General features: G+C 69.3%; 26 protein-coding genes. 13 read left to right on the top strand and 13 right to left on the bottom strand.

Annotated elements, in window-relative coordinates; translation table 11 throughout:
- Positions 1-24: 24 nt before the first annotated feature.
- The 6 genes from SB771_RS17470 to SB771_RS17445 form a co-directional block, all read right to left on the bottom strand.
- Positions 25-615: a DUF3156 family protein gene (locus tag SB771_RS17470; protein WP_175658985.1), complete on the bottom strand. Its 591-nt coding sequence runs from the start codon at positions 613-615 to the stop codon at positions 25-27.
- Positions 612-2,114 (bottom strand): APC family permease, encoded by a 1,503-nt coding sequence (locus tag SB771_RS17465; protein WP_175658984.1) that lies wholly within the window; start codon positions 2,112-2,114, stop codon positions 612-614. Before SB771_RS17465 ends, SB771_RS17470 begins: the two co-directional genes overlap by 4 nt.
- Positions 2,115-2,390: 276 nt before the next feature.
- The gene (locus SB771_RS17460) at positions 2,391-3,731 is read right to left on the bottom strand and encodes an aspartate aminotransferase family protein (RefSeq protein ID WP_175658983.1); all 1,341 of its coding nucleotides are present in this window, start codon (positions 3,729-3,731) and stop codon (positions 2,391-2,393) included.
- A 72-nt stretch (positions 3,732-3,803) separates the two neighbouring features.
- Positions 3,804-5,306: an aldehyde dehydrogenase family protein gene (locus tag SB771_RS17455; RefSeq protein WP_175658982.1), complete on the bottom strand. Its 1,503-nt coding sequence runs from the start codon at positions 5,304-5,306 to the stop codon at positions 3,804-3,806.
- Between the two features lie 321 nt (positions 5,307-5,627).
- A complete protein-coding gene (locus SB771_RS17450) occupies positions 5,628-6,359 on the bottom strand; it encodes a helix-turn-helix transcriptional regulator (protein WP_175658981.1) in 732 nt (243 codons plus the stop codon).
- Positions 6,360-6,516: 157 nt separating this feature from the next.
- Positions 6,517-7,392 (bottom strand): neutral zinc metallopeptidase, encoded by an 876-nt coding sequence (locus SB771_RS17445; RefSeq protein WP_011659158.1) that lies wholly within the window; start codon positions 7,390-7,392, stop codon positions 6,517-6,519.
- A 436-nt stretch (positions 7,393-7,828) separates the two neighbouring features.
- Here SB771_RS17445 and SB771_RS17440 point away from each other — a divergent pair, with 436 nt between their 5' ends.
- From SB771_RS17440 to SB771_RS17420, 5 genes are all read left to right on the top strand, one after another.
- Positions 7,829-8,620, top strand: a complete 792-nt coding sequence (locus SB771_RS17440) for an SDR family NAD(P)-dependent oxidoreductase (protein ID WP_175658980.1) — start codon at positions 7,829-7,831, stop codon at positions 8,618-8,620.
- A 206-nt stretch (positions 8,621-8,826) separates the two neighbouring features.
- Positions 8,827-9,876, top strand: coding sequence for a LysR family transcriptional regulator (locus tag SB771_RS17435; protein ID WP_175658979.1), 1,050 nt, complete (start codon positions 8,827-8,829; stop codon positions 9,874-9,876).
- A gap of 99 nt (positions 9,877-9,975) precedes the next feature.
- Positions 9,976-10,653, top strand: a complete 678-nt coding sequence (locus SB771_RS17430; RefSeq protein ID WP_175658978.1) for a DUF4286 family protein — start codon at positions 9,976-9,978, stop codon at positions 10,651-10,653.
- A 90-nt stretch (positions 10,654-10,743) separates the two neighbouring features.
- The gene (locus SB771_RS17425; RefSeq protein ID WP_175658977.1) at positions 10,744-12,063 is read left to right on the top strand and encodes an MFS transporter; all 1,320 of its coding nucleotides are present in this window, start codon (positions 10,744-10,746) and stop codon (positions 12,061-12,063) included.
- Positions 12,064-12,125: 62 nt separating this feature from the next.
- A complete protein-coding gene (locus SB771_RS17420; RefSeq protein WP_175658976.1) occupies positions 12,126-12,827 on the top strand; it encodes a DUF2848 domain-containing protein in 702 nt (233 codons plus the stop codon).
- A 76-nt stretch (positions 12,828-12,903) separates the two neighbouring features.
- Here SB771_RS17420 and SB771_RS17415 read toward each other — a convergent pair whose 3' ends face one another.
- Entirely contained in the window at positions 12,904-13,884 is a 981-nt protein-coding gene (locus SB771_RS17415; RefSeq protein ID WP_175658975.1) for an NAD-dependent epimerase/dehydratase family protein, read from the bottom strand.
- A gap of 99 nt (positions 13,885-13,983) precedes the next feature.
- Here SB771_RS17415 and SB771_RS17410 point away from each other — a divergent pair, with 99 nt between their 5' ends.
- Positions 13,984-14,883, top strand: a complete 900-nt coding sequence (locus SB771_RS17410; protein WP_175658974.1) for a LysR family transcriptional regulator — start codon at positions 13,984-13,986, stop codon at positions 14,881-14,883.
- Positions 14,884-14,920: 37 nt separating this feature from the next.
- Here the strand turns inward: SB771_RS17410 and SB771_RS17405 are convergent, their stop codons facing one another.
- Positions 14,921-15,793, bottom strand: a complete 873-nt coding sequence (locus SB771_RS17405; RefSeq protein WP_006755162.1) for a LysR family transcriptional regulator — start codon at positions 15,791-15,793, stop codon at positions 14,921-14,923.
- 156 nt (positions 15,794-15,949) lie between these two features.
- Here SB771_RS17405 and SB771_RS17400 point away from each other — a divergent pair, with 156 nt between their 5' ends.
- Positions 15,950-17,410 (top strand): MFS transporter, encoded by a 1,461-nt coding sequence (locus SB771_RS17400; RefSeq protein ID WP_175658973.1) that lies wholly within the window; start codon positions 15,950-15,952, stop codon positions 17,408-17,410.
- A gap of 75 nt (positions 17,411-17,485) precedes the next feature.
- On the opposite strand, the gene SB771_RS17395 is transcribed toward SB771_RS17400, so the two are convergent.
- On the bottom strand, positions 17,486-17,683 hold the full coding sequence (locus tag SB771_RS17395; RefSeq protein ID WP_041491497.1) for an oxidoreductase-like domain-containing protein: 198 nt from the start codon (positions 17,681-17,683) through the stop codon (positions 17,486-17,488).
- Positions 17,684-17,807: 124 nt separating this feature from the next.
- Between SB771_RS17395 and SB771_RS17390 the strand changes: the two genes are divergently transcribed.
- Entirely contained in the window at positions 17,808-18,218 is a 411-nt protein-coding gene (locus SB771_RS17390) for a RidA family protein (RefSeq protein WP_175658972.1), read from the top strand.
- A 32-nt stretch (positions 18,219-18,250) separates the two neighbouring features.
- Here the strand turns inward: SB771_RS17390 and SB771_RS17385 are convergent, their stop codons facing one another.
- On the bottom strand, positions 18,251-18,964 hold the full coding sequence (locus SB771_RS17385; protein WP_165753451.1) for an SDR family NAD(P)-dependent oxidoreductase: 714 nt from the start codon (positions 18,962-18,964) through the stop codon (positions 18,251-18,253).
- 305 nt (positions 18,965-19,269) lie between these two features.
- On the opposite strand from SB771_RS17385, the gene SB771_RS17380 reads away from it, so the two are divergent.
- Positions 19,270-20,010 carry a dihydrodipicolinate reductase C-terminal domain-containing protein gene (locus tag SB771_RS17380; protein WP_175658971.1) on the top strand — a complete coding sequence of 247 codons (741 nt, stop codon included), beginning with the start codon at positions 19,270-19,272 and terminating at the stop codon, positions 20,008-20,010.
- Between the two features lie 90 nt (positions 20,011-20,100).
- On the opposite strand, the gene SB771_RS17375 is transcribed toward SB771_RS17380, so the two are convergent.
- Together SB771_RS17375 and SB771_RS17370 are read right to left on the bottom strand one after the other, a co-directional pair.
- Complete coding sequence (locus tag SB771_RS17375; RefSeq protein WP_175658970.1) at positions 20,101-20,910, bottom strand: SDR family oxidoreductase; 810 nt, start codon at positions 20,908-20,910, stop codon at positions 20,101-20,103.
- On the bottom strand, positions 20,907-21,740 hold the full coding sequence (locus SB771_RS17370) for a molybdenum cofactor biosynthesis F family protein (protein WP_175659736.1): 834 nt from the start codon (positions 21,738-21,740) through the stop codon (positions 20,907-20,909). The genes SB771_RS17375 and SB771_RS17370 overlap by 4 nt, the downstream gene beginning before the upstream one ends.
- Before the next feature lie 170 nt (positions 21,741-21,910).
- Between SB771_RS17370 and SB771_RS17365 the strand changes: the two genes are divergently transcribed.
- The 3 genes from SB771_RS17365 to SB771_RS17355 all read left to right on the top strand — a co-directional run bounded on the left by SB771_RS17365 (position 21,911) and on the right by SB771_RS17355 (position 24,686).
- Positions 21,911-22,705, top strand: a complete 795-nt coding sequence (locus tag SB771_RS17365) for a helix-turn-helix transcriptional regulator (RefSeq protein WP_175658969.1) — start codon at positions 21,911-21,913, stop codon at positions 22,703-22,705.
- Positions 22,706-23,028: 323 nt separating this feature from the next.
- Entirely contained in the window at positions 23,029-23,988 is a 960-nt protein-coding gene (locus SB771_RS17360) for a DMT family transporter (protein ID WP_175658968.1), read from the top strand.
- Between the two features lie 125 nt (positions 23,989-24,113).
- Positions 24,114-24,686 carry a permease gene (locus SB771_RS17355; protein ID WP_175658967.1) on the top strand — a complete coding sequence of 191 codons (573 nt, stop codon included), beginning with the start codon at positions 24,114-24,116 and terminating at the stop codon, positions 24,684-24,686.
- Positions 24,687-24,785: 99 nt separating this feature from the next.
- Here the strand turns inward: SB771_RS17355 and SB771_RS17350 are convergent, their stop codons facing one another.
- Entirely contained in the window at positions 24,786-24,920 is a 135-nt protein-coding gene (locus SB771_RS17350; RefSeq protein WP_011659177.1) for an entericidin A/B family lipoprotein, read from the bottom strand.
- A gap of 235 nt (positions 24,921-25,155) precedes the next feature.
- On the opposite strand from SB771_RS17350, the gene SB771_RS17345 reads away from it, so the two are divergent.
- Entirely contained in the window at positions 25,156-26,451 is a 1,296-nt protein-coding gene (locus SB771_RS17345; RefSeq protein ID WP_011659178.1) for an aspartate carbamoyltransferase, read from the top strand.
- Positions 26,452-26,572 lie beyond the last annotated feature (121 nt).

The raw sequence follows: 26,572 nt of genomic DNA, 5'->3' as shown, positions 1-26,572 counted from the left end.
CCGTACGGGTCGCAACGGCACAGCTTACCCCCGCAAAATTCCGCGCAGTGCGGCTTCGAATGCAAGACAGGCCGCCGACAGCGCGGTGGCCTGCTCGCCGGTGAGGCGGACATAGCGGCGAAACGACGGCATCCGGTTCACGACCTCGCTGCCGCCGAACGGCACGACGGCAAGCGTCCAGCGTCCGTCGTGCGCGACGATCGTGCAGTCGGTCAGGTGCAGCGGGCGCAGCGCGTCGGCAAGCGACGGCTGCGCGACGAGTGCGGCCACCGCGCGCGCGAATCCGGGGTCGCATCCCGGCTCGGGTTCGGCCGCGACGCCGGTGCGCCGCAGCCAGCCGGTCTGCAGCACGCGTGCGCGGCCCTTCCCGGCCGGACCGCGCGCGGCGACCATCACCCGCACGCTGACCGTATGCATCAGGAACTGCCGCTCGACGCGCTCGTCGACGCGCACGTGCACGCCGTTCGGCAGCCGGGCCACGGTGTCGGCCGCGGCGCCGTTCGCCGCGCGTACCGCACCGAGGTCGGCCAGCACGCGCGCGACGATCGCGCCGGGCCGGTGACCGGGCGGCGGGGTATCAGGCGCCGTGCGCCACCGGGCGAACGCGAGCTTCACGACGCGACGTGCTCGCGGCGCAGCACTTCCTCGACCGGCACCGGCTTGAACGGATGCCGGCGCTGCACGACGACCGTCCAGAACAGCGCATACAGCGCGGTGAGCCCGAGCATCGCGCCGAACGGCACGTAGATGTCGCGCGCGTTCATGCCGGGCGGCGTGATGTACCAGATCGCGAGCACGATGCCGACGCTCGACACGATCTGCGGCAGCGGGAACAGCGGCGAACGGTACGGGCGCGGCAGGTCGGGACGGCGGATGCGCAGCATCACGACCGACGCGGTGACGAGCAGGTACGCGGTGCCCCATGCGCAGGTCGCGGCGAGCACGAGGTGCAGGATGCTGTCGAGGTTGCCGTGGATCAGCCATGCGTGCGCAATCGGCACGATCGCCGCCGCGACGATGCCGACCACCGGCGTCTTGAAGCGCGGATGCAGATACGCGAAGCAGCGCGGCAGCGCGCCGTCGATCGCCATCCCGTACAGGATGCGCGGCAGCCCGGCCATCAGCGTGTTGATCGTCGCGGCGCCCGCGCACAGGAACGCGATGCCGAACCACACGCGGCCGAACGGCCCAAGCACCTGCAGCGCGAACGCGGGAATCGCGCCCGGCGTGTCGAGCAGGTGCGTCAGGCCGTCGGGGCTGACCGGCACGTTCGCGACCTGGCGGCGGATCGCCGCGCCGTACAGGAACATGCAGATCGCGACGCCGACGAGGCCGAGCGCCATCGCGCGCGGAATCGTGCGGCCCGGCGCCTTCATTTCCGGCGCGAGCGGCGTGACGAACTCGCAGCCGACGAACATGAACATCGCCATCCCGACCAGCGACAGCACCGCCGGCACCGACGTGCCGACTGCCGAGCCGCCGAACCAGCCGTCGAGATGCACGGCGGGCGCCGCGACGAGGCCGAGGATCCCGAAGATCATCAGCGACAGCCACATGCCGGCCGTCAGCACGATCTCGAGCTTGCTGAACACCTTGATGCCGATGATGTTGGTGATCGCGAACGTGACCACGAGGCCGACGCCGACGAGCCACGAACTGTTGTGCTTCTCGAGCGCGGCGTTCAGCGACTCGAAGTTCACGAGCGCCATGATCCCGCTCAGGATCGTCTCCGCCGTGCCGGCGAACACGTGGACGAGGAAATACGCGGAAATCGTGCCGGTGATCGCCCAGAAGCGGCCGAGCCCGCACGACAGGTAATCGTAAACCGAGCCGGCCGTCGGCAGCATCGCGGCGGCTTCGGAGAACGTCGTCGCCTGCGCCTGCATCATCACGAACGCGATGATCATCGCGACCGCGAACGCCCAGCCGCCCATCCCGAAGCCCGACGTCGCGGTGAGGATCACCGGGCTCGCCATGATGAGGCCGACGGCGCTCGCCAGCGCGGTCGGAAAACCAACCGCGCCCGCCGTCAGCACCGTGCCGCCGCCCGCTTCAGCCGGCGCACCGGCGGGCGTTTCGCCCGCGGCGCCCGTCACTCCAGACCATCCCGACATCGTCGTCTCCTTCCTGTTTCGGCCGGCGCCGCCGCTGCGGCGGCCGTTCCGTTCCGTGCTTCGCGGCCGGCCCGGGGCAGCGCGTCAGCGCTTCGACCCCGGGCCACTGTCGATCAAACTCGATCCGATGTCGAAAAAATACGCAGGCAAAATTGTTCGGTCATAGCGCAAATCGGCAAAACGGCGGTGGGGAGCGGGTTATCCCGCCCTCCACCGCCGGTTTGTCGTCATGCGCTCACGCGGTCACGACAGCACGCCCTTACGGCCCTTACACCCTCACGCGAACGGCACGCCCTCGAAGCCCGCCGCGAGCGCGTCGACGATCCGGTCGAGCGGCTCGCGCTGGATCACGAGCGGCGGCGACAGGATGATCTTCGTGCCGACCGGACGCACCAGCACGCCGTGCTCGCGCGCCACTTCCGCGACCGCGTTCGCATAGCCGGACAGCGGGTCGATCGGCTCGCGGGTCTGCTTGTTCGCGACGAGATCGAGCGCGAGCATCAGCCCCTTGCCGCGCACCTCGCCGACCGCCGCGAAGCGTTCCGGAAACGACCGCAGCGCTTCGAGCAGATACGCGCCCTGCTTCGCCGCGTTCGCCGGCAGGTCCTCCTTCACGACGATGTCGAGGCTCGCGATCGCGGCTGCGCACGCAACCGGGTGCCCGGCGTACGTGTAGCCATGCATGATCGCGCCGCCGAAGTCCGCGTTCGCGGCGAATGCGTCCTCGATCCGCGCGTTCACGGCCGTCGCGCCGAGCGGCACGTAGCCGGACGAGATCCCCTTCGCGAGACACATGATGTCAGGGCGCACGCCCCAGCCGCGGCTGCCGAACATGCTGCCGCTGCGGCCGAAGCCCGTCACGACCTCGTCGGCGATCAGCAGCACGCCGTAGCGGTCGCACACCTCGCGCACGAGCGGCCAATAGTTGGCCGGCGGCACGATCACGCCGCCCGCGCCCTGCACCGGTTCGGCGATGAACGCGGCAACCGTGTCGGGGCTCTGGAACTGGATCTCGCGCTCCAGCATTTCCGCGCAGATCCGGCCGAGTTCCTCCGGATCCTGCGTGAACGGGTTGCGGTACAACCACGGCGTCTCGACGTGGAAGCAGCCGGGCAGGTTCGGCTCGTAGTTGCGGCGAAACACCGTATTGCCGTTCACCGACGCGCCGCCGAAGTGCGTGCCGTGATAGCCCTGCTTCAGCGAGATGAACTTCGTGCGGTCGGCCTGGCCGCGCACCTTCCAGTACTGGCGCGCGATCTTCAGCGCGGTCTCGATCGAGTCGGAGCCGCCCGAGCTGTACAGCACGCGGCGCATCCCTTCCGGTTCGAGCATGTCGATCAGCTTCTTCGACAGCTCTTCCGCGCGCGGATGCGAGATGCCGTCGAACAGCTGGAAGTATTCGAGTTCGTCGAGCTGACGCACGATCGCGTCCTTCACTTCCTGGCGGTTGTGCCCGACGTTCACGTTCCACAGGCCCGCGACGCCGTCGACAAGCTTGCGCCCCTCTTCGTCGAACACGTAGCAGCCGTCGCCGCGCGCGATGCGGATCGGCTTGCGCTGTTTCATTTCGTTCGGGTGCAGCATCGGGTGCCAGAACTTCGCTTCGTTGTAGCTCATTGCAATCTCCACTTTCGGATCGGTTGAACCTCGATCGCCCGGGTTCGAGGTGGTCGGCGTTCGCGCCGCGCGTCAGTGCGCGATGCAGACGGATTTGGTTTCGGTGAAGCCTTCGATCGCGTATTGCCCGAACTCGCGGCCGATGCCCGACTGCTTGTAGCCGCCGAACGGCATCGACGGATCGAGCGGAATGTGACAGTTCACCCACACGGTGCCGGCCTCGATCTGCGGCACGAGGTTCATCACGCGCTTCAGGTCGTTGCTCCAGATGCTCGCGGCGAGGCCGTACGGCGACGCGTTCGCGAGCCGCACCGCGTCGGCCGCATCATCGAACGGCACGACGACGATCACCGGTCCGAACACCTCGTCGCGCACGATCGCGCTGTCCGGATGCGGATCGGCGATCACGGCCGGCTTCACGTAGTAGCCGGGCAGATCGTCGGCCGGCGTGCCGCCCGCGAGGAACGTGAGGCCTGCGCGGCGCGCGCCTTCGATGTGCTGGACGACCTTGTCGCGATGGTGCGCGGAGACCAGCGGGTTGATCTGCGCGGTCGTGTCGAGGCCCGCGCCGAGCTTCATCGACTGCGCGACGCCCGCGAGGCCGTCCGCGAGCTGCGCGAACTTGCTGCGGTGCACGTAGATGCGTGATGCGGCCGCGCACACTTGCCCCTGGTTGAAGAACGCGCCGGCGGCGACGCCGTCGAGCGCCTGCGCGACGTCGACGTCGTCGAGCATCACGATCGGATTCTTGCCGCCGAGTTCGAGCGAGAAGCGCGTCATGTTCTGCACGGCCGCCGCGCCGACCAGCTTGCCGGTCGCGGTCGAACCGGTGAACGAGATTTTCGCGATCGACGGGTGGCTCGACAGCGCGGCGCCGCACGTGCGGCCGCCGGTGACGACGTTGAACGCGCCGGGCGGCACGCCCGCGTCGCGGGCGAGTTCGGCGAGGCGCAGCGCGGTGAGCGGCGTTTCCGGCGACGGCTTGAGCACGATCGTGCAGCCGGCCGCGAGCGCCGGAATCAGCTTCCACACCGCGATCATCAGCGGGAAATTCCACGGCACGATCGCGGCGACCACGCCGACGGGCTCCTTGCGCGTATAGGCCGTATAGCGCGCGCCGGGCGGGAACGGGATCGATACGTCGAGCGTCTGGCCGGTGATCTTGGTCGCCCAGCCGGCCATGTAGCGCACGTATTCGACGCTCGCGCCGACCTCGATCGCGCGCGACACGTGGATCGACTTGCCCTGGTTCAGCGTTTCGAGCTGCGCGAGCGTCTCGGCGTCGGCTTCGATCAGGTCGGCGAGTTTCAGCAGGATGCGTTCGCGGTCCGCCGGGCGCAGGCCGCTCCACACGCGGGTGTCGAACGCGTGTTTCGCGCTCGCGACCGCGCGATCGACGTCGTGCGCGTCGGCATCCGCGACCGTCGCGAGCCGCTCGCCGGTGGCCGGGTCGTACACGTCGAGCCGCGCGGCCGAGTGCGCGGGCTGCATCGCGCCGTCGATGAAAAGGCCGAAGTCGCGTGCGACGAAGGTGCGCACGGTGTCGCTGACGGCGACGAAGTTCGTGGTGCTCATGGGCGTCTTCTCGATGTTTATCGTGGCTGGGCCGCGTGCGCGCGGGCATGCGGGCGTCGAACCACTGTATCGACGGGGGATCGCGCCCGGTGAGCGCAAATTGGCAGCGCGTGGGGGATCGAAACGCGTGGGGCTCGGGAATGGGGAAACGGCGGCGTGGGAATGCCGCGCTATCGTCGGATGAATTGTGCGGCGTGAAGGCGTGAAGGCGGAAGGTGGAACGCGGAGGCGAAAGCGAAAGCGAAAGCGGAAGCGGAAGCGGAAGCGGAAGCGGAAGCGGAAGCGGAAGCGGAAGCGGAAGCGGAAGCGGAAGCGGAAAAATTACAGGAACAGCGCCCCGACCAGCTCCGTGCGGTTCGACACGCCGAGCTTCCGGTACATGCGCATCAGATGCGTCTTGATGGTCGGCTGCCCGAGCGCGAGATCGCGTGCGATCTCCTTGTTCGAGCGGCCGTCGCGCACGAGGCGTGCGATCTGCTCTTCGCGGTAGGTCAGCCGCTCCTCGCAGTCGATGCGGTGGATCCCGCGCCGCGCACGCAGCAGCGGAGCGAGCGCCGCTTCGGCGACGGGCTGCAGCCGCGCCAGCGCGTCGACCTCGCCCGGCGCGAACCGGCCCGCCGTGCTGTTGCCTGCCGCGTCGCCTTTTCCGAAGCGCAGCAGCGAAAACGCGCCGACGGTGCGGCCCGCGTCGTCGCGCAGCCAGATCTCGACGACATCGGCGACATCGTGCTGCCGCAGGAAACGCGTCCAGTACGCGGACGCGGCACGTCTTTCGTCAGGCAATTGCGAAGCGAGCGTCACGACCGCGCGCGTGCCCGCCGCGCAGCGCGACGGATGCAGCGGATCGAGCATCCGGTAGCGCGCGAGGTACGTGCGATGCATCGACTCCGGCATCCCGAACAGCTCGAAATCGGCCGGCTCGCCGCTCAGGTCGAGCCGGTAGAACACAATCGCGGACGGGCTCGCGAATGCATCGAACGCAGCGACGCACGCATGCAGCGCGCGCTGCCAATCGGCGGCTTCGTGGTCGGCGGGAACGGATGGGGTCGGCATGATGGGAGCGGCCGGCGGCCGAACGCGTCGAAGTTCGGGCCAGCCTACCGGGGCCGAAATGGGCCGGTGAGCACAAATCGGCAAATCGTCCCGGTTCGGCTGGTGCAGCCGATTCGATCGGGACGATGCGCTCGCGCGACGGGGCGCGCGCCGACTTTCAATGCGCGTTCGAGGCGAACGTGTCGCAGGCGCTCACTTCACCGGCTTCCATCCCGCGCCGCAGCCAGTACATGCGCTGTTCGCTCGTGCCATGCGTGAAGCTTTCCGGCACGACGTAGCCCTGGCCTTGCTGCTGCAGCCGATCGTCGCCGATCGCGGCCGCCGCCTTCAGCCCCTCCTCGAAATCGCCGGGTTCCATCAGCCGCTGGTTCGCGCGCTCCGCGTTGTTCGCCCATACGCCGGCGAAGCAGTCGGCCTGCAGTTCCATCCGCACCGACAGCGCGTTCGAGCGCGCCTGGCTCGACCGGCGGCGCGCGGCATCGACCTTGTCGGAAATGCCGAGCAGGTTCTGCACGTGGTGGCCGACTTCGTGCGCGATCACGTAGGCCTGCGCGAAATCGCCGCCCGCGCCGAACCGCTTGCGCAATTCGTCATAGAAACCGAGATCGATATACACCTTGTGGTCGGCCGGACAGTAGAACGGCCCCATCGCGGTCTGGCCGGTGCCGCATGCGGTCGGCGTCGAGTTCGTGAACATCACGAGCTTCGGCGCCTCGTACTGCGCATGCAACTGGGTGTTGAACACGCCCGTCCACGTGCGCTCGATATTGCCGAGCACCTTGCGCGTGAACACCGCGCCGGGATCGTTCGCCGGCGCGCCCTGGTGCTGCGTGGGCGCGGGCTGCGCCTGCTGCTGCCGGCCCTGCAGCGCCGATGCGCCTTCGAGCACGACGCGGGGGTCGATCCCGAAGAAATACGATGCGGCCAGCGCCACCACGATCGTGCCGATGCCGATCGTCGCGCGCCCGCCGAACCCGCCGCCGCCGCGTCGATCCTCGACGTTCGCGCTTTCTGTTTCGTCGTCCAGCCTCATTGCCGGCTCCTCCCTGCTCTTGTCGATGGTCCGGCCGCGCGATGCGCAACCGGGCGATCCGCCGCCGCGACAGGCGCGATCGGCGAACGCGATGGATCCGTATTCGTATCTGGCGCACGCTCGCGCCGATATCGCCGCCTGCCGTTCCGCTTGCACGACGGAATCGGCCGGCGCGCCGCGCCGGTGCGCGGGCTCGCCCGCGCTACGCCCGTACTATTTTGCCGGGCTTTTGCGACTTATCGCAAAAATACGGAGGATAGAGCGATTCGGCGCCGACGATCGTCAGCCTTTGCAAAATGGCCGGGAACCTGCCGGCTGGCCCGGTGCCGCGCAATCCTCGGCCGTCCGGCCGATAGATGTTCATCCTTTCGGCGGATACCGGCGTGCGTCGACGCCACCTAAAGTGACCGGAAACGACACCCTTCCGGAGAATGACATGACGCACCCGCAACCCCGAACGATCGCGATCACCGGTGCAGGCACCGGCATCGGCGCCGCGTGCGCGCGCCGCTTCGCCGCCCGCGGCGAGCGCGTCGTGTTGATCGGACGACGCCGGCCACCGCTCGACGCGCTCGCCGCCGAGACGGGCGGGCTCGCCCTCGCCGGCGACGCCGCGAGCACGGCCGACTGGGCCTGCTTCCTGCCGGAGATCGCCGGACGGTTCGGCCCCGTCGACGCGCTCGTCGCGTGCGCGGGCGGCCACGGCCTCGGCCGCGCGGACGAAACCGACGACGCGCAATGGCGCGACGCGATGCACGCGAATCTCGACACCGCATTCGTCAGCGCACGCGCGTGCCTGCCCGACCTGATCGCGCAGCGCGGCAGCATCGTGCTGGTCGCGTCGATCGCCGCGCTCGCGGCCGGGCCGGGCGTGTGCGGCTATACGGTCGGCAAGCATGCGCTGCTCGGGCTCGCGCGGTCGCTCGCACGCGACTACGGGCCGCACGGCGTGCGTGCGAACGCGGTGTGCCCGGGCTGGGTCCGCACGCCGATGGCCGATGCGGAAATGGCGCCGCTGATGTCCGCGCATGGCGACACGCTCGACGGCGCGTATGCGCGCGTGAGCGCCGACGTGCCGCTGCGGCGCGCGGCCGATCCGGACGAAATCGCGGCCGTGTGCGCATTCCTCGCATCGCCCGACGCGTCGTTCGTGACGGGCGCGACGCTCGTCGCCGACGGCGGCGCGATGGTCGTCGATGTGCCGACGCTCGCGTTCGACAAGCTTTGACTTCGGGGGCGAAGCGTCCGCACGATGCGTTCCCGAATGCGAGCGCGCGACGTGCCCGTGCCGCACACGTCGTCTGGCACGGCCTCGCCCGCCCCCGGCCCTGCGCACGCGCTGCACGCGCCCCGCTCGTTTCCCGCCCCGGAAATCCGCTAACATCGACCGATCCCGCCGCCTTCGTGCGGCACCGCCTCACCGTTCGGAATTCGATGAACATCCGGTTTCTTGAAACCTTCGTCTGGCTCGCGAAGCTGGAGAACTTCCGGCTCACCGCCGAGAAACTGCACACGACGCAGGCGGCCGTGTCGAGCCGCATCGCGTCGCTCGAAGAGGCGTTCGACGTGCGGCTGTTCGACCGCAACACGCGCTCGGCCACGCTCACGCCCGCGGGCCGGCGCATGCTTGCGTACGCGGAGCGGATCGTGCGGCTCGACGGCGAGATGCGGCGCGACATCGACGCGGCGAGCGACGCGGGCCTGATCCGGATCGGCGTGATCGAGTCGATCGTGCACAGCTGTTTTCCGGCGCTGATGGCGCAATTGCGCGAGCGCTATCCGCGCCTCGACGTCGAGATCACGAGCGACACGACGCTGCACCTGATCCGCCTGCTCAGCACCGACGGCGTCGACCTGATCCTGCAGACCGACCCGGTGCCCGGCCCCGACTTCACGAACCTGCCGCTGTGCGAATTCCCGGTGCGCTGGGCGGCGAGCCCGCGTCTCGGGCTCGGCGGCGAACGGCTCGACGTCGCGCGGCTTGCCGCGTACCCGATCATCAGCTTCTCGCGCCACTCGGGGCCGCACGCGACGATCGAGCGGCTGTTCGCCGCCGTCGAGCGGCCGGCCAGCATCAACTGCATCACGTCGGTCGCCGCGATGATCCGGCTCGTCGCCGACGGTTTCGGCGTGGCCGCGCTGCCGCCCGCGATCATCGGGCGCGAACTGCAGGAAGGCGCACTCGAACTGCTCGACGTGGAACCCGAATTCCCCGCGCTGCCGCTCGTCGCGTCGTATCGCACGCAGGGCCAGCCGGTCGCCGCGCGCATCGCGGAGTTGGCGAGCGAAGTCGCGCGCGCAATGCCTGCCGCCGCGAGCCATGCGAAGCCGGTCGCATCGGCAAAGGCCGACGCCGAGGCCGATTCCGTCGGCAAGGCCGCCGCTGTCCGGCCCGCGACAAAAACCGGCACCGCGGCGGCAAAACGCACGCCGAAATCCACGCCGCCCGCTGCTGCGGCGAAACGCCGTCCGCGCCGCTCATAAGAAAACCTGTTCACCGCGAATTTGTTTTCTTGTTGGACGGGCGCGGCCCGTCTTCGGGACACTGCGGTTCCTGACACCCCCCGTCACGAGGAACCCGCAATGACCCGCCTTTCCCTTCCGCACGGCCAGCTCTGCGTCTGGACGGATATCGACCCCGCGCACGAAGCCGATTTCAACGCGTGGTACGACCGCGAGCACATGCAGGAGCGTGTCGCGATTCCCGGCTTCACGCATGCGCGGCGGTTTCGCGCGACCGACGGTGGCCCGCGCAAGTATCTCGCGCTGTACGTGACGGACACGCTCGACGTGTTCCGCGGCGACGCCTACCGGCGCGCGTTCACGCAGCAGACCGCATGGTCGCTCGCGAACTTCGAACGCATGACGGGCACGCAGCGGCGGGTCGGCGACCTGACGATCGAGGCCGGCGATGGCGAAGGCATGCATCTCGCGCTGTTCGTGCTGCCGCCCGAACGCATCGACGTGCCGCATCTGCGCGAGCGCTTCGACGTGGCGCTGCGCGAACCCGGCATCCATGCGGCACGCCTGTTCCGCACCGCGCCGGACCTGTCCGCGCCGATCGGCGCCGATGCGGCCGCGCGTCCGGCCGCCGACGCGCTCGTGCTGATCGAAGGCAGCGACGCCGCGGCCACGCGCCAGGTTGCCGCCGCCATCGCCGGTCACGACGACGTGCGCACCTTCGATCTGATGTGGCGCGCCGCCGCGCCGCTGCCGGTGGCACGCGCCGAAACGCAGCCGGCCGCCGCCCTGCCTGCCTGAACGCCGGCTTCGCCACCGGCCGCGGCGTCAGTCATCCGTACACGGCCGGCGCATCGGCCCGCACGCGTCACCCCCGTCATCCTTCACGACATGCCCGACACCATGAGCACTCTCGCCCAGCCCGCCGCCCACGCGCCCCGCCGTGTCCGCAACAGCCGACTCGCGTCCGCGAGCATGATCGGCACGTCGCTCGAGTGGTACGACTTCACGATCTACAACACGCTCGCCGCGCTCGTCTTCAACCACCTGTTCTTTCCGTCGGTCGACCCGCTGGCGGGCACGATCCTCGCGTTCTCGACCTATGCGGTCGGCTATGTGTCGCGCCCGCTCGGCGGCTTCGTGTTCGGCAACCTCGGCGACCGCATCGGCCGCCGCGCGGTGCTGATGCTCACGCTCGTGCTGATGGGCGTGACGACGGCACTGATGGGCGCGCTGCCGACCTATGCGCAGGCGGGCATCCTGAGCCCGATCCTGCTCGTCGCGCTGCGCTTCGTGCAGGGCGTCGCGCTCGGCGGCGAATGGGCCGGCGCGGTGCTGCTGTCGGTCGAGCACGGCGACCAGAAGCGGCGCGGGCTGTCCGCGTCGTGGACGCAAATGGGCCCGTCGTTCGGCACGCTGCTCGGCACCGGCTGCATCGCGCTCGTGACGCTGTCCACCACGTCGGGAGACTTCCTGTCGTGGGGCTGGCGCGTGCCGTTCGCGGCCAGCGCGCTGCTCGTCGTGTTCGGCTTCTGGCTGCGTCGCGGCGTCGACGAAACGCCGCAGTTCGAGCAGCTCGCCGAGTCGCACGCGACCGCCGAAGTCCCCGTCGCCGAAGTGCTGAAATGCCACTGGCGGCGCCTGCTGATCGCCGGCGGCTCGCGCATCGGCTCCGACGTGCTGTATGCGCTGATCGTCGTGTTCACGCTGACCTACGTGACGACCGTGCTGCACCTGTCGCGCCCCGTCGCGCTGACGGCGGTGATGGTCGGCACGGCGTGCAACGCGCTCGCGGTGCCGTTCTTCGGCGCGCTGTCGGACCGCTTCGGGCGCCGGCCGGTGTACCTCGCCGGCGCGATCGCCGGCATCGTGTGGGCGTTCGTGTTCTTCACGATGCTCGACACCGCGCGGCCGGGTGCGATCGTCGCGGCCGTCGCCATCGGCCTCGTGATCCACGCGGTGATGTACGGCCCGCAAGGCGCGTTCGTCACCGAGCAGTTCCCGACACGCGTCCGTTATGCGGGCTCGTCACTGGCGTACACGCTCGCCGGCATCGTCGGCGGCGGCTTCGCGCCGCTCGTGATCGCGACGCTGTTCCGCCAGACGGGGACGACGACGGCCGTGTCGCTGTACGTGACCGCGGCGCTCGTCGTGACGTCGATCGCGCTGCTCGCCGCGCGCGAGACCGCGCACCGTCCGCTCGCGGACTGAGCGCTACGGTCGACCACCTCATTCATTCGCCTCATTCATTCGCACTTCAAACGGATACCCGCATGCAAGCCCTGTCGTTCAACGTGATATCCCTGCAACACGCACCGGCACAGGTCGACGTCGAGATCGAACGCGTCGTGATCGCCGGCTGGGCAGGCCGCGATCCGGAAGCGATCCGCGCGCACATCGACGAACTCGCGGCGCTCGGCGTCGCGCCGCCGTCGACCACGCCGTGTTTCTATCGCGTGGCGTCCGCGCTGCTCACGCAGGCGCCGTCGATCGGCGTGCTCGGCGCGCGTTCGGGCGGCGAGATCGAGTGCGTGCTGATCGACAGCCCGGCCGGCACGCTGGTGACGGTCGGTTCCGATCATACGGATCGGGAAGTCGAGGCTTACGGCGTCGCGGTGTCGAAACAGGTATGCGCGAAGCCGCTCGGCCGCGATGCGTGGCGCCATGCGGACATCGCCGATCACTGGGACGCGATCGAGATGCGTTCGTGGCTGGTCGGGCCCGGCGACGAACGCGTCGCGTATCAGCATGGCACGCTCAGCGCGCTGCTCGCGCCGGATGTGCTGTGGCAGCGCTTCGACGACCGGCGCACGATGCCCGCACGCTGCGCGATGTTCGGCGGTACCGTCGCCGTGCACGGCACGATCGCGGCGATGGGCGACGGTGATGCGTTCGAGATGGAACTGCACGATCCGGTGCTCGGACGCAGCCTGCGGCACCGGTATGCAATCGAGGCGTTGCCGGTCGTGGCGTGACGAAGCGTGCCGAGTGCGCCGGCAATGAAGGGCATCAACCGCATGCGAGCCTGCCACTCGCCATCGCCGCCCGCCGTCATCGCAAGCACCCGAGCCCCGTCAGCGCCGCCTCCACCGCCGTATCGAGCGGCGTCACCGGCTCGCGGCCCAGTACCGCCGTCACACGCGCATTGTCCATCCGGAGCGGCTCGCGCCACAGATAACGCATCTCGATCATCTCGCGCATCGTCGTGACGAACGGCGCGGCCGCCCACACGAGCCACCACGGGAAACGCCGCACCGTCGGCCGCATCCCGTGCCGCTGCGCGACGCGGCGCACGGCCTGCGCCATCTGCGTGCCGTCCGCGTCCCAGTGACCGCCGAGATGAAAGCGCGCGAACGGCTCCAGCGTGTCGCGCCGCTCGATCAGTTCGACCATCGTGCGCGCGACGTCCGGCACGTACGCCCATTGATGGCCGACGCCCGGCCGGCCCGGCACGCTGATGGATGCAACCGGCCGCCCTGCCTTGACGAGCCCCTGCCCGAACCAGTTGTTGCCCGCGTGCGCGCCGAAGAAATCGCCGGCCCGCACGATGATCGTGCGCACGCCCTGCGCGGTCGCCGCCTGCAACCGCTGCTCCAGCTCAACCCGGATCGCGCCCTTGCGCGTCGTCGGATGCTGCGGAGCCTCTTCGCGCAATACCGGAAACGCGTCGGGACCGTAGTTGTAGATAGTCCCCGGCAGCACGACGGTCGCCTGCGCCGCCGTCGCCGCCGCGATCGTGTTGTCGATCATCGGCAGCACCTGCCCGCTCCAGTTCCGGTAGCCGGGCGGGTTCACCGCATGCACGATCACGCTGCAGCCGCGCGCCGCGCGGACCACCGTCTCGCGGTCGAGCGCGTCGCCGCGTATCCATGCAATCCCGTCGCGCTCCACCGTCGCGACGTCGAGCCCGCGCTTGAGCGCGCGCACCTGCCAGCCGGCATCGCGCAGCTGACGCGCGACCTCGCCGCCGATGCCACCGCTCGCGCCGAGCACGAGTGCCGTTCGTTGCGTCCCGCCTGCGTTCGCCGTCATTGCCGTTCTCCGTGTATGAACCGTTGACAGCACGCATTCTGGCGCCCGGCCGCCTAATAAGGAATTGCCGAACCTAATGGATCAGCTATACATTTATGCATGACCATCGATCTGAACTGGGAACGCTACCGCACCTTCCTGGCCGTGCTGACGGAAGGCTCGCTGTCGGGCGCGGCGCGCGCGCTCGGTATCACGCAGCCGACGGCCGGCCGCCACGTCGCTGCGCTCGAGGCCGCATTCGGCCAGACGCTGTTCACGCGCTCGCCGTCGGGGTTGCTGCCGACCGAGGCGGCCCTCGCGCTGCGCGGCCATGCCGAGGCGCTGCGCAGCGCGGCGGCCGCGTTCGAGCGGGCGGCCGCGAGCCATGGAGCGGGCGTGCGCGGCACCGTGCGGATCTCGGCCAGCGACGTGATCGCGGTCGAGGTGCTGCCGCCGATGCTCGCGCAGTTGCGGCGCGACCATCCGGGGCTCGTGATCGAACTGGTGCCGACCGACCGCATCCAGGATGTACTGAACCGCGAGGCCGACATCGCGGTGCGGATGGCGCCGCCCGCGCAGGACGCGCTCGTCGCGCGGCGCGTCGGCGAGATCGACATCGGGCTGTATGCGCGCGACGACTACCTGGCGCGCAACGGCACACCGTCGACCACCGGCGAACTCGCCCATCACGCGCTGATCGGTTTCGATACGGTCACGCCGTTCATCCGCTCGGCCGGGCGCGGGATGCCGTTGTGGAAGCGCGATGCGTTCGCGCTGCGCACCGACAGCAATCTCGCGCAACTCGCGATGATCCGCGCGGGCTACGGGATCGGCTTCTGCCAGAACGGGCTTGCGAAACGCGATGCGCGGCTCGTGCGCGTGCTGCCGGACGGGCCCACGATGAAACTGGAAACCTGGGTGGTCATGCACGATGATCTGCGCACGAGCCCGCGTTGCCGGGCCGTGTTCGATGCGCTGGCGAACGGGCTGCGCGCGTATGCCGACGGGACGGCCGACTAGGCCGTTCAACCCCGCCGCGCACGCCCCGCTTCACGCTTCACATCAGCAACTGCCGCGACAGCACCTCGCGCGCCTGCGTGACCGTCTCGCGCTCGCCGGGCATCGGCGGCGTCAGCGAGAACACCGCGTCGGGCAGCGCCGGCAGCCGGTATTTCGCGCCGAGCCGCACGAGGCCCTCGCCGATCGCCGACGCGCACAGGCAGCCGACACCGAGCCCCGCCGCGAGCATCGACTGCAGCCCCGCGACGCCCGACGCGCTGTGCACGAGCACGTACGGCGCGTGCTGCTCGTCGAGCGAGCGCACCGCGATCTGATGCATCATGCAGTCGTCCGGCAGCAGCACGAGCGGCAACGGCTCGGGCAACTGCTCGGCGAGCGCCGGCGACGCGACCCACGACAGCGGCTCGCGCCGCAGCACCCAGCGCGTGTCGGCCGACGCGGGCCGGAACGGACCGCTCGACAGGTTCATCACGACGCCGAGGTCGATCTGCCCGCGCGCATGCGCGGCTTCGATCTCCGCACTCTTCATCGCGCTCACGTGCAGGCTCAGTTGCGGGTAGCACTCCCGCAGCCGCGCGAGCAGGCCCGCGACTTCGTGCGTGCGGTAGTAGTCGGTGATCGCGACGCGCAACTCGCCCTTGATCGCCTGTCCGCGCAGCTCGTCGAACGCGGCCTCGTTCAGCGCGACGATGCGCCGTGCATGCTGCAACAGGCGCGTGCCGGCCGGCGTCGGCTCGACGCCGCGCTTGCTGCGCACGAACAGCGGCACGCCGGCGCGCGATTCGAGCTTGCGAACCTGCTCGCTGACCGTCGACTGCGACAGGTGCAGCAGCGGCGCGGCGGCCGTCAGGCTGCCGGCGTCCGCCACCGCCGCGAATGTGCGTAACTGATCCAGGTCGAAACCGCGCATCGCTCTCTCCATCCATCTGATAACCCGATGGATGCTACCACCAATTCCCGCTTTTCCGAATCCTCGACCGTCCCCAGAATATCGGTTCACCGGGAGCCTGAGTTTCCTTTTCGACGGGATTCAGGAGGCAGCCCTCATTCTTTCGGACTTGCGTTTATGAGCGACAACACCCTTGCCCCTTGCACCCCGGCCGGGGCGGCCGCCGCGGCACCGCCGCGCAGCCATCACGGCTGGGCGCTCGTGGTCCTGCTGGTCGGCGCCATTCTGCCGCCGCTCGACTACTTCATCGTGAATCTCGCGCTGCCGGCCATCCGCGACGGCATCGGTGCGCGCCCGGCCGAGCTGCAGCTCGTCGTGTCGGCCTACGCGTGCGCGAACGCGGTCGTGCAGATCACCGGCGGGCGGCTGGGCGACCTGTACGGCCGTAAGCGGATGTTCATGGTCGGGATGGCCGGCTTCGTCGTCGCGTCGGCGCTGTGCGGGCTCGCCGGCAGCGGAGCGGTGCTGGTCGGCGGCCGCGTGTTGCAGGGCCTGTTCGCCGCGATTCTCGCGCCGCAGGTGCTCGCGACGATTCGCAGCGTGTTTACGCCGCAGGAGCAGGTGCGCGTGATGGGCTTCTACGGTTTCGTGTTCGGGCTCGCGGCCGTGATCGGCCAGCTCGGCGGCGGTGCGCTGATCAGCCTGCATCCGTTCGGGCTCGGCTGGCGCGCGATCTTCCTGGTCAATGTGCCGATCGGCATCCTCGCGCTGCTCGGCAGCTGGCGCTTCATCCCCGAGAGTCGGCCGCCGCGCGGCCAGCGCATCGACGTGCCCGGCACGGTACTGCTGTCGCTGTTCCTGCTGATGCTCGTCTATCCGCTCACGCACGGGCGCGAGGCGGGCTGGCCGCTGTGGATGGTCGCGTGCATCGTTGGCGCGCTGCCGATGCTCGGCGCGCTGCTGGCGGTCGAAGCGCGCCGGCTCGCCGGCGGCCGCGATGCGCTGCTCGACGTGCGCCTGCTGCGCAATCCGGTGGTCGCGCTCGGGCTCACGCTCGCGTTCCTGTTTTATATGCTGAGCGCGTTCTTCCTGAGCTACGGGATCTATCTGCAGGGCTGCCTGAACTGGTCGCCGCTTGCGTCGGGGCTCGCGATCCTGCCGCTCGGCATCGGCTTCCTCGCCAGCCCGTTGCTGATGCCGCGCCTCGTCGCCCGGTTCGGCGGTTATCGCGTGCTCACGCTCGGCTTCGCGCTGCTCACCGTCGGCGTCGCGACCGCCGCCGCGCTCGCCGGCGAACATGCGCCCGGCGCGGGCTTCTATGCGGGCATCGCGGCGATCGGCGTCGGCCAAGGGCTCGTGCTGCCGTCGGTCGTGCGGATCGTGCTCGCGGAAGTCGATGCGGCGCGCGCCGGGGTCGCGTCCGGCATGGTCACCGCGATGCTGCAGATCGGCGCGGCCGTCGGTGCGGCGACGCTCGGCGGGTTATTCTTCGCGCGGCTCGGCGCGCAGCCGGCGGCGCTCGACTACGTGCAGGGATTCAGGACGGCGATGTGGGCGCTGACGGTCGTGCTGCTCGGGTGCGTCGCGCTGTCGGCCGCGTTGGGGCCGATGCATCGGCGGGCGCATGCCGGCGCGTGACGGCGGCGGGCGCGTCGCCCATCGCCGGCGGCAACACGGAAACGGTGCATGCGCGACCGCTCGCCGGCATCGGGCTCACGGGTGATGCTTGCGCGACGCGTGGCGCGCTTCCCATTCGGCCAGTTCGACGCGATAGCGCGCCAGCGCTTCGTCGTACAGGTCGAAAACGCACGGCGAGCAGCCGCTGTTGCAGCAGTCTTCCAGTTCAGGTTGTTCGGGCGGGGTGGGACGCGGATCGTCGTCCGGCGTATCCGCGGTGGCAGGCTTGGTCACGTCGTCATTCGGTCACATGATGCTGAACGAACAGTATACGGTGATGGACTGCGACATGCAGGCACCCCGCCCCGCACGGGACCCTGCGTTCGCGCGTCGACGACCGACCAACAGGAGCCGCGTCATGGCCGAAGCAGTGAATCCGCCGGAACTCTGGGCGCCGTTCGGCGCGTTCTCGATGGCCGTGGTCCAGGGTGACGGCCGGATCGTCCACCTGAAGGGACAGGTCGCACTCGATAAGGACGGACACGTCGTCGGTGCCGCCGACATGCGCGCTCAGGTCCGGCAAACGCTCGGCAACATTCGCGACGTGCTCGCCGCGATGGGCGGACAGATGCAGGATGTGATCTCGCTGGTTCACTACGCGACCGACATCGACGCGTTCCTGCAGGCCGGCGACATCCGCGAGACGTTCTTCGCCGAACCCTATCCGGTGACGACGACCGTCCAGGTCGAACGTCTGTACCGCCCCGACCTGCTGATCGAAATCGCGGCGATCGCGGAAATTCCGCGCGCGCGATTCCGCATGCGTTGACGTCGTGCGCGGGCGCGACAGCCTGCCACCCGCTACGCCACGCGCCCGCTCACCGGAATCGAGGCGCCGGTGATCGCCTGCGCATCGGTCGACAGCAGGAACCCGATCGTCGCCGCGAGCTGTTCGGGACGGACCCAGCGCGAGAAGTCCGCGTCGGGCATGTCCGCACGGTTCGGCGGCGTGTCGATGATGCTCGGCAGCAGCGCGTTCACGGTCACGCCGCGATCGAGCAACTCCGCCGCCAGCGCCTCGGTGAGCCGGGCGACGCCCGCCTTCGCCGCCGCATACGCGCCCATTCCCGCGCCGGCCTTGAATGCCGCGCCGGCCCCGATGTTGACGATACGGCCGGCCGGACTCGCCACCAGATACGGCAGCGCGGCCTTCGACGCGTTCAGCGCCGTCTTCACGTTCAGTTCGTACATGCGGTCCCACGTGGCTGCGTCGCCGTCGGCGATCGTCTGCCAAGTGAACGCGCCCGCGATGTTCAGCAGCGCGTCGACCCGGCCGAATTCGCGATTCACGGTGTCGAGCGCGCGCGCGGCCGCCTGCGGATCGACGAGGTCGATACCGCCGATGCGCAGCGCATCGGCCGGCACGCCGGGCAACGCCTGCGCGTCCGGCGCCGCGCCCCGGCCGATCAGCGCGACGCGGGCGCCGCGTTGGCCGAGCCATGCGGCCGTGGCGACGCCGAGATGACCGAATCCGCCGGTGATCGCGACTGCCTTGCCGTTCAGGTCGTGTTCCATCGATGTGCTCTCCTTGGGTCCAGGGATGATTGATGATGCGTAGTTAGGGGGCAATGCCGGACGCGCCCGGCCCGGCCGGCGTTTCGACAGCGTAGCGCCGTTCACGCATGCGTGGGCACTACGACGCATGCTTGGATACGGGCCACGTCAGCGAGCCGACACGCCGGCACTGCATGCATGCGCCGCACTCGGGCGGCATAATGCCCGATCACGGTCCGCCGCGCGATGAATCATGATCGCGCCGGCCCGTTGAGCGGCCTGCGCCGTTTCCGTATCGAAACCCCGAACCTCAACCCGTCTATCCCATGCAAGTAATCGTCGTTGGCACCGGCAAGCTGGCAACCGAACTGCTCGGCTCGCACCGGCTCGATCCGTCAACCTGTCACGTGATCGCCTGGTCCGAACATGCACGCACCGAGCTGCAACGTAGCGATGACGCCGGACGTAGCGACGCCCGACGTATCGACGCCCGGCGTATCGACGCCCAATCGATCGTCGTACACGCCGGGTCCGGCCGCGAACTGCCCGCCGCGATCGCATTCTGCCAGGCAACCGGTTCGCCGCTCGTCGAGCTGTCCACCGGATCCGACCTCGAAACCGGATCGCACGAATTTCCCATCGTGCTCTGTCCGAATACGAACATCCTGATGCTCAAGTTCATGAGCATGCTGGAAACCAGCGGCCATCTGTTTCGCGACTGCCGCATCAGCGTGACGGAGTCGCACCAGGCCAGCAAGACATCCGTGCCCGGCACCGCGGTCGGCATCGGTCAATCGCTCGGCATTCCAGCGCAGGACATCCGCTCCGTACGCGACCCGAACGAGCAGCGCGACGCCTTGCAGATTCCCGACGATCAGCTCGGCCGCCACGCGTTCCACCGGATCCGCATCGAGGACGACGCGTGCAGCCTGCAGTTCGAATCCCGCGTGTACGGCGCGGCGCCTTACGCGGACGGCGTGTCGCGGATCGTCGAGGCCGTCCGGCAGCACGCGCTCGAACCTCGCCGGTATTCGATCGTCGAGTTCATTCACAACGGCTGGCTGTAGACGCTGCACGCGCGACGACGTGCAGGCCGACCACCGACGCGCCTGCCGGCCCGCGCGACGGCCGCAATCGCGCCATCGTCGACGCTCGCGTTACGCGTCCCCCAGCACGACCCCGCTCTCGGGCAACGTCGCGCCGCCATCGACGACGATCGTCTGCCCGGTGATGTACGCCGCGTCGGCCGACGCGAGAAACAGCATCGCATTCGCGATGTCCTCCGGCTCGCCCATCCGCGCGAGCGGAATGTCGCGCGCGATCTGGGCGGCGACCGACGCATCGCCGAGATTGCCGGCCGCCGGCGTGCGGATCATTCCCGGCTCGACGCCGTTGACCGTCACGTTGCGGCGCGCGAGTTCAAGCGCCGCCGCGCGGATGAAGCCGTTCACGCCGGCCTTCGACGCCGCGTAGTGCGCGAGCCCCGGATAGACGACGCGCGGCCCAGTCACCGACGACGTGGTGAGCAGCCGCCCCGCCCCCACGCGCTCGAACGCCGGCAGCGCGGCCTGCGCGAGCCAGAACAGCGCCGACAGGTTGACCGACAGCGTCTGCGCGAGCGTCGGCTCGTCGATCTGCGCAAACGGCGTGAGCGGAAAATACGCGGCGTTGTGGACGACGACGTCGAGCCGGCCGCCATCGCGTTCGACCGCCGCGACGAGTGCACAGAGTTCATCGCGACTCGCGGCGTCGACGCGATACGCGCGCGCCTCGCCGCCCATGCAGACGAGCGCGTCTGCCTGCGCGGCAGCCGCATCGGCGTTGAGATCGGCGAGCGCGACGAACGCATCGGATTGCGCGAAACGACGCGCGATCGCGGCGCCGATTCCCTGCGCGGCGCCCGTGACCAGCACGACTCGTCCGCTGAAATCGGCACGCAGGCGGCCGCTGCCCGGCACGGGGTTCATCGCTGCGCCCCGCCGCCGAGCGGATGCACGGTTTCGTTCAGTACCTGCGCATGCGCGCCGACCGGGAAGTTCGACAGCGTGCCGAAATCGCCGCCCTGATAGCCGAAGATCTTGCCGTCGGTCTTGCGTTGCGCGAGGTCGATCAGCACGACGCCGAGCGTCGGCACCACCTTCTCGCGCCACACGAACAGATACAGTTCATCGGCGATCCTGAAGTAATGGCAGCGGTCCACGTCGGCGAGCCCGTCTTCGACGCCCTGCAGGCATTGCCATGCGTAGAAGTTCTCGTTCAGGTAGATGTGCTCGTAGCATTCGGTCGGGCTGTAGCGATACATCGTCCGCTTGCCGATCAGTTCGCGCGTGGGGCCGTGCAGCGGGCCCGGCTGCGCGTGGCCGCCGAGCGTGCCGTGCCGGAACGCCGCGTCGACGCCCGTGAGCTGCAGCCCGCGGGCGACGCGCGTGAACGCGTCGATATGCGTGTCGGCCTCGGTCGGCAGCGTGCCGACCACCGACGTCCACACGCCGTTGCCGACGTCGATCACGAGGCTGACCGACGTCGCGCGTGCTGCCGGATCGATGTAATCGACGAAGTACAGCGCGTCGCGCAACCGCGTCACGCGGCACGGTGCGCGGCCGCCCGTATCGGTCGCCGCGTCGCGCCATTGCAGCGCGCCCGCCTCGAACGTATAGACGCGCCATGCGCCGGCTGCGTCGCCGAGGGCCAGCGAGCGCCCGGCGAGTGCGTTCACGGGTGCGAGGATGTTAGCGTCCGGCGCGAAACCGTCCGCGAGCGCGCCAACCTGAATGAATACCGGATCCTGTCGTTCCACCTGCCGTCTCCCGCGCAGCTTCAGGCCCGGCGGGCCATGTACGCTGCTCATGTGCACATGGTGCGGGCTGCGCGCGCCGCGCGGTATCGGCCAAAAGGATGAAGGGCGCGCGGCGCCGGAACGCGCTAGAGTGCACGTGACCCGCGCCGCTGCCGGCGCAAGGAGCGTACATGCATCGCATCACCCACTACCGACGGACCGACGAAGGAATCGAGGCGATCAGCCTCGAGTCCGATCGCGCGTTTCCGCGGCACGCGCATGACGAATTCGGGGTCGGCGTGATCGTCAGCGGCGCGCATCGGTCGTGGAGCGGCCGCGGGCACGTCGACGCGCTGGCCGGCGACGCGATCATGGTCAATCCGGGCGAAATGCACGACGGGATGCCGATCGATGCGGGCACGGGCCGGCGCTGGCGGATGCTGTACCTCGCGCCCGCGCTGGTGGCGGCGGTCGCGAGCGAAGAAGGTCTTGAAGGCGTCGAGCTCACGCATCCGGCCGTGCGCGACGCACGGCTCGCCGCAGCCTTCGGCCGGTTGCATGCGCGGATCGTCGCGGGGGAAATACTGCCGCTCGCCCGCGACGAGGCCCTCGTGACGCTGGTTGCCGGGCTGCTCGCGCGGCATTCGAACCGCGCGCTGCCGGCCGCCGGCGTCGCGCCGGCGATCCGCATGGCCCGCGAGCGGCTCGATGCGGCGCCCGCCGCACCCGTTTCGCTTGCCGAACTGGCCGGCCTGAGCGGCGTGAGCCGTTTCCAACTGCTGCGCGGGTTCGCGCGCGAGCTCGGCATCACGCCGCACGCGTATCTGCTGCAATCGCGCACGCGACTGGCTCGTGCGCTGCTTGCAAGCGGCCGTCCGATCGCGGATGCCGCGGCCGAAGCCGGATTCGCCGACCAGAGCCATCTGACGCGCGCATTCGCGCGCCAGTTCGGCATCACGCCGGGGCGATTCATGCAGGCCGGCTGACGGGGTTGGTTGTCCCGAGGGAACGGTTACGGGGCGATGCTGGCTGCGGCGCGGCGCGGCACGGCATGGCACGGCACGATGCGGCGCGGCACGGCACGGCCCGGCCCGGCATGGCATGGCATGGCATGGCATGGCATGGCACGATGCAACGCGGCACGGATAGCTCCCATTTCGCGGCATTCCCCAGCGGCAGCGCTCGATGTCTGCGTGACCGCCCACCGCGAGACCGTAGACGCAGCCCCCCACCCCGCGCCCTCCCCCCCGCCAGCCTCCCTGCAATTTCGTTCAAGACGCCCGCGCCACCGCACGGCACGATGCGGCGCATGAAGACACGACTGATCGGCTATCTCTATCTCGCCGCCGCGATGGCGGGCGTCGGCAGCACCGTCATCGCGAGCCGTCTCGCGGCCGGCGGCCTGCCGCCGTTCGCGGCCACCGCGCTGCGCTTCGTGATCGCGACCCCGCTGCTGTACGCGCTGATGCGGGCGCAGCGAATGCGATGGCCGCGTATCTGCGCGCGCGACGCCGTCCTGCTGGTGGTCCAGGCGGCGGCGGGCGGAGTCGGCTATACCGTGCTGCTGATCAGCGGCACGAAGCTGTCGTCGCCGATCGATGCCGGCGTGATGCTCGGCACGCTGCCGGCGATGTCGACGCTGATCGCGGCGCTCGTGCTGCGCGAGCGGCAGACGCCGCGCGACTGGGGCGCGGCCGCGCTCGCCACCGCCGGCGTGCTGTTCGTCACGTTCGCGCCCGGCCAGGCCATGCCGTCGCTGCGGACGCTCGCCGGCGACGCGCTGGTGCTGGCCGCCGTCGCATGCGAAGCCGTGTTCATCCTTCTCAACCGGCGGCTGTCGACGCCGTTGCCGCCGCTCGCGCTGTCGACGGCGATGTCGGGCCTCGGCTTCATGCTCGCGCTGGTGCCGGCCGCGTTCGAATGGCACGCGCTGGCGACCGGCTGGACGGTCGGCGCGGTATCGGCGATCGCGTACTACGCGCTGATCCCGACCGTGCTCGGCTATCTCTGCTGGTATGCGGGCTCGGCCCGCACGAGCGGCACCGAAGCCGCGCTGTTCACGGCGGTCGCGCCGGTCTCGGCCGTGCTGTTCGCCGTCGCGCTGTTCGGCGAGACGCTCGGCGGCACGCGGCTGCTCGGCATCGCGCTGGTCGTCACGGGGATGCTGGTCGGTGCGACGCGGCGACGTGAACCGCCACCACGCGAAACGGACGCCCGGTCGACGTTGCCGACGGGGCCGGCGGCATCCACGTCGACCGCCAGCGATTGATCCGCACGAGCGACGACTGTAGGAATGTGTCCGCGCGCGGCAAAACCGTTGCGCACCGTCGCGCAAGATGCAATATTCGCGGGGCCGGGCCATTTGACAACCATCGAACAATAATTCGCATCGCCATGAACAAGAAGGAAGCCAGAACGAGAATCGCCGCGCTGCTGTCCGCGGGCGCAAGGAAGGCCGACGTGCTGGCCGAGCTGGCCGGACAGGGCCTAAAGGATCAAGTACTCGCACGCCTGATCGCGTCGCGGCCCGACCCCGAGCTGTGCAAAAAGAACAAGGTGCACACCTGGATCCTGATCGGGCTCGGCATCGCGCAGTTGGTGATCAGCCTCGCACTCGGCTATTTCATCGCGGCCGCCGCCAGCGAATCCGGCGACACCGGCATGCTCGGCAACGGCCTTGCGGTGCTGTTCCTCGTGCTGACCGTGCCGCTGTCGCTGCTGTTCATCTGGGGCTTCGCGACCCATCGCGTCGGCGCGTATCACGCGTTCATCGCGCTTTCGCTGCTGCAGCTGCCGAAGACCATCGCCGATCTCGCACACGATCCGTCGTCGGCGCTGCCGAGCCTCGGGGTGACGGTCATCCTGATGGGCTACGTCTGGTTCGTCCGCAACCGGATGTTCCCCGACTTCGGCTGGTTCACGCCCCGCAAGATCGACGGCCGCTACGCATTCGTGGAAAGCGCCTGACGCCGCGTCCGCCCGCATCGCAAACCACGAAAAAAGGCGCCGGGCCGCCCCGCAATCGCGGGACGGCCCGGCGCCTTCTGCATTCCGGAACCCGGTGGCTTACTTCGCCTTTTCAGCCGAGTCGCTGATCGCCTGGCCACCCTTCGAAATGTCCTGCCCCACACCCGCAACGGTATTGCAACCGGCGAGCGCGGCAGTCACCACCAGCAGCACTGCAGCAATCGTACGCGTCATTCTCATTCTCCTTCGAATCAACAAGCCCGACCGGGCGAATCGTATGCGGCGTGGCGCCCTGCGGCGCGCAGGACACGGGGCCTGACCTGATTATACGGAGACGGCCGCCGCACGCCAGTAGTGGCTCCAGCCGCTGTCATGCGGGCCACACAGCGGTAGCGCGCAGATTTTCCTTGACTTCGCCGGCTCGCAAACTAATATACGCACCGCGTACATTTTCCATCAGGTGCTGCCGATGACCGTTCCCCAGCAAGCCTTCCTGCGCGACGCGATGCGCCGCCTCAACATGACCCGCGAGGCGTTCGCGAATCGCATCGGCGTAAGCCGTCGCGCGCTCGATACGTGGCTATTACCCGACGACTCGCAGGAATCGCGCGGAATGCCCGAGATCGTCGAGCGCTTCGTATCGGAAATCGTCGAACGCTCGGCCCCGGACGGTGGCGAATATACGCAAAGCGTAGACAAACAAGGGCTCTCGAAGCAATTCCTGTTCGAAGGCAAGCCGCAGCTGATCTCGGTAGACCAGTTCTCGCGCGATTCCGTCGAAGCGCTGTTCCGCGTCGCCGACGTGATGCAGCCGATCGCGCGCCGCCACAAGATTTCGCGCGTGCTCGAAGGCGCCGTGCTCGGCAATCTGTTCTTCGAAGCCAGCACGCGCACCCGCGTGTCGTTCGGCGCGGCCTTCTGCCGGCTGGGCGGCTCGGTATGCGACACGACCGGCTTCACGTTCTCGTCGATGGCCAAGGGCGAATCGATCTACGACACGAGCCGCGTGATGGCCGGCTATGTCGATGCACTCGTGATCCGCCACCCGGAGAAAGGCTCGGTTGCCGAATTCGCCCGCGCGACCAACCTGCCGGTGATCAACGGCGGCGACGGCCCGGGCGAACATCCGAGCCAGGCGCTGCTGGACCTCTATACGATCCAGCGCGAATTCTCGCGACTCGGCAAGATCGTCGACGGCGCGCACATCGCGCTCGTCGGCGACCTGAAATACGGCCGCACTGTGCACTCGCTCGTCAAGCTGCTCGCGCTGTACCGCGGGCTGAAGTTCACGCTCGTATCGCCACCGACGCTCGAAATGCCGGCGTACATCATCGAGCAGATCGCGACGAACGGCCACGCGATCGAGCAGACCAACGACCTCGCGGCCGGGCTGCGCGGCGCGGATGTCGTCTACGCGACGCGGATCCAGAAGGAGCGCTTCACCGACGAGTCGTTCGAAGGCTATACGCCGGATTTCCAGATCAACCAGGCACTCGTCGATTCCGTGTGCAAACCCGACACGCTGATCATGCACCCGCTGCCGCGCGACAGCCGGCCCGGCGCGAACGACCTGTCGGTCGACCTGAACCGCGACCCGCGTCTCGCGATTTTCCGGCAGACCGACAACGGCATTCCGGTGCGGATGGCGATCTTCGCGGTGCTGCTCGGTGTCGAGAATCTCGTCCAGCACTCGATGCGCGACGCGACATGGCGCCCGCCGGCGTACCTTGGGCCGGAGGATGCGGTGTTTCACGGGATCGATTGAACCTCAACCAATGCCGCGCGGCCGCCCTTGATCGCTTCAATTCAGGGGCCGCGCGCCGACATGACGCACGACGCGCCGCCTTGCACGGCGCGTTTTCATTTTCGGCGCGGGTAATGCGCGA

Source organism: Burkholderia sp. SIMBA_051 (genome assembly GCF_046534915.1).
Lineage (GTDB): Bacteria > Pseudomonadota > Gammaproteobacteria > Burkholderiales > Burkholderiaceae > Burkholderia > Burkholderia ambifaria.
This window is presented reverse-complemented; position numbering and strand designations above follow the sequence as displayed.

What these genes read in the sequence shown, in the direction of transcription:
- SB771_RS17400 (WP_175658973.1), top strand. Translation starts at nt 15,950, where the DNA reads ATGAGCGACAACACCCTTGCCCCTTGCACCCCGGCCGGGGCGGCCGCC.
- SB771_RS17405 (WP_006755162.1), bottom strand. Translation starts at nt 15,793, where the DNA reads ATGCGCGGTTTCGACCTGGATCAGTTACGCACATTCGCGGCGGTGGCG.
- SB771_RS17460 (WP_175658983.1), bottom strand. Translation starts at nt 3,731, where the DNA reads ATGAGCTACAACGAAGCGAAGTTCTGGCACCCGATGCTGCACCCGAAC.
- SB771_RS17375 (WP_175658970.1), bottom strand. Translation starts at nt 20,910, where the DNA reads ATGAACCCCGTGCCGGGCAGCGGCCGCCTGCGTGCCGATTTCAGCGGA.
- SB771_RS17455 (WP_175658982.1), bottom strand. Translation starts at nt 5,306, where the DNA reads ATGAGCACCACGAACTTCGTCGCCGTCAGCGACACCGTGCGCACCTTC.
- SB771_RS17440 (WP_175658980.1), top strand. Translation starts at nt 7,829, where the DNA reads ATGACGCACCCGCAACCCCGAACGATCGCGATCACCGGTGCAGGCACC.
- SB771_RS17365 (WP_175658969.1), top strand. Translation starts at nt 21,911, where the DNA reads ATGCATCGCATCACCCACTACCGACGGACCGACGAAGGAATCGAGGCG.
- SB771_RS17450 (WP_175658981.1), bottom strand. Translation starts at nt 6,359, where the DNA reads ATGCCGACCCCATCCGTTCCCGCCGACCACGAAGCCGCCGATTGGCAG.
- SB771_RS17425 (WP_175658977.1), top strand. Translation starts at nt 10,744, where the DNA reads ATGCCCGACACCATGAGCACTCTCGCCCAGCCCGCCGCCCACGCGCCC.
- SB771_RS17355 (WP_175658967.1), top strand. Translation starts at nt 24,114, where the DNA reads ATGAACAAGAAGGAAGCCAGAACGAGAATCGCCGCGCTGCTGTCCGCG.
- SB771_RS17385 (WP_165753451.1), bottom strand. Translation starts at nt 18,964, where the DNA reads ATGGAACACGACCTGAACGGCAAGGCAGTCGCGATCACCGGCGGATTC.
- SB771_RS17465 (WP_175658984.1), bottom strand. Translation starts at nt 2,114, where the DNA reads ATGTCGGGATGGTCTGGAGTGACGGGCGCCGCGGGCGAAACGCCCGCC.
- SB771_RS17445 (WP_011659158.1), bottom strand. Translation starts at nt 7,392, where the DNA reads ATGAGGCTGGACGACGAAACAGAAAGCGCGAACGTCGAGGATCGACGC.
- SB771_RS17420 (WP_175658976.1), top strand. Translation starts at nt 12,126, where the DNA reads ATGCAAGCCCTGTCGTTCAACGTGATATCCCTGCAACACGCACCGGCA.
- SB771_RS17350 (WP_011659177.1), bottom strand. Translation starts at nt 24,920, where the DNA reads ATGACGCGTACGATTGCTGCAGTGCTGCTGGTGGTGACTGCCGCGCTC.
- SB771_RS17360 (WP_175658968.1), top strand. Translation starts at nt 23,029, where the DNA reads ATGAAGACACGACTGATCGGCTATCTCTATCTCGCCGCCGCGATGGCG.
- SB771_RS17430 (WP_175658978.1), top strand. Translation starts at nt 9,976, where the DNA reads ATGACCCGCCTTTCCCTTCCGCACGGCCAGCTCTGCGTCTGGACGGAT.
- SB771_RS17390 (WP_175658972.1), top strand. Translation starts at nt 17,808, where the DNA reads ATGGCCGAAGCAGTGAATCCGCCGGAACTCTGGGCGCCGTTCGGCGCG.
- SB771_RS17410 (WP_175658974.1), top strand. Translation starts at nt 13,984, where the DNA reads ATGACCATCGATCTGAACTGGGAACGCTACCGCACCTTCCTGGCCGTG.
- SB771_RS17345 (WP_011659178.1), top strand. Translation starts at nt 25,156, where the DNA reads ATGACCGTTCCCCAGCAAGCCTTCCTGCGCGACGCGATGCGCCGCCTC.
- SB771_RS17415 (WP_175658975.1), bottom strand. Translation starts at nt 13,884, where the DNA reads ATGACGGCGAACGCAGGCGGGACGCAACGAACGGCACTCGTGCTCGGC.
- SB771_RS17435 (WP_175658979.1), top strand. Translation starts at nt 8,827, where the DNA reads ATGAACATCCGGTTTCTTGAAACCTTCGTCTGGCTCGCGAAGCTGGAG.
- SB771_RS17380 (WP_175658971.1), top strand. Translation starts at nt 19,270, where the DNA reads ATGCAAGTAATCGTCGTTGGCACCGGCAAGCTGGCAACCGAACTGCTC.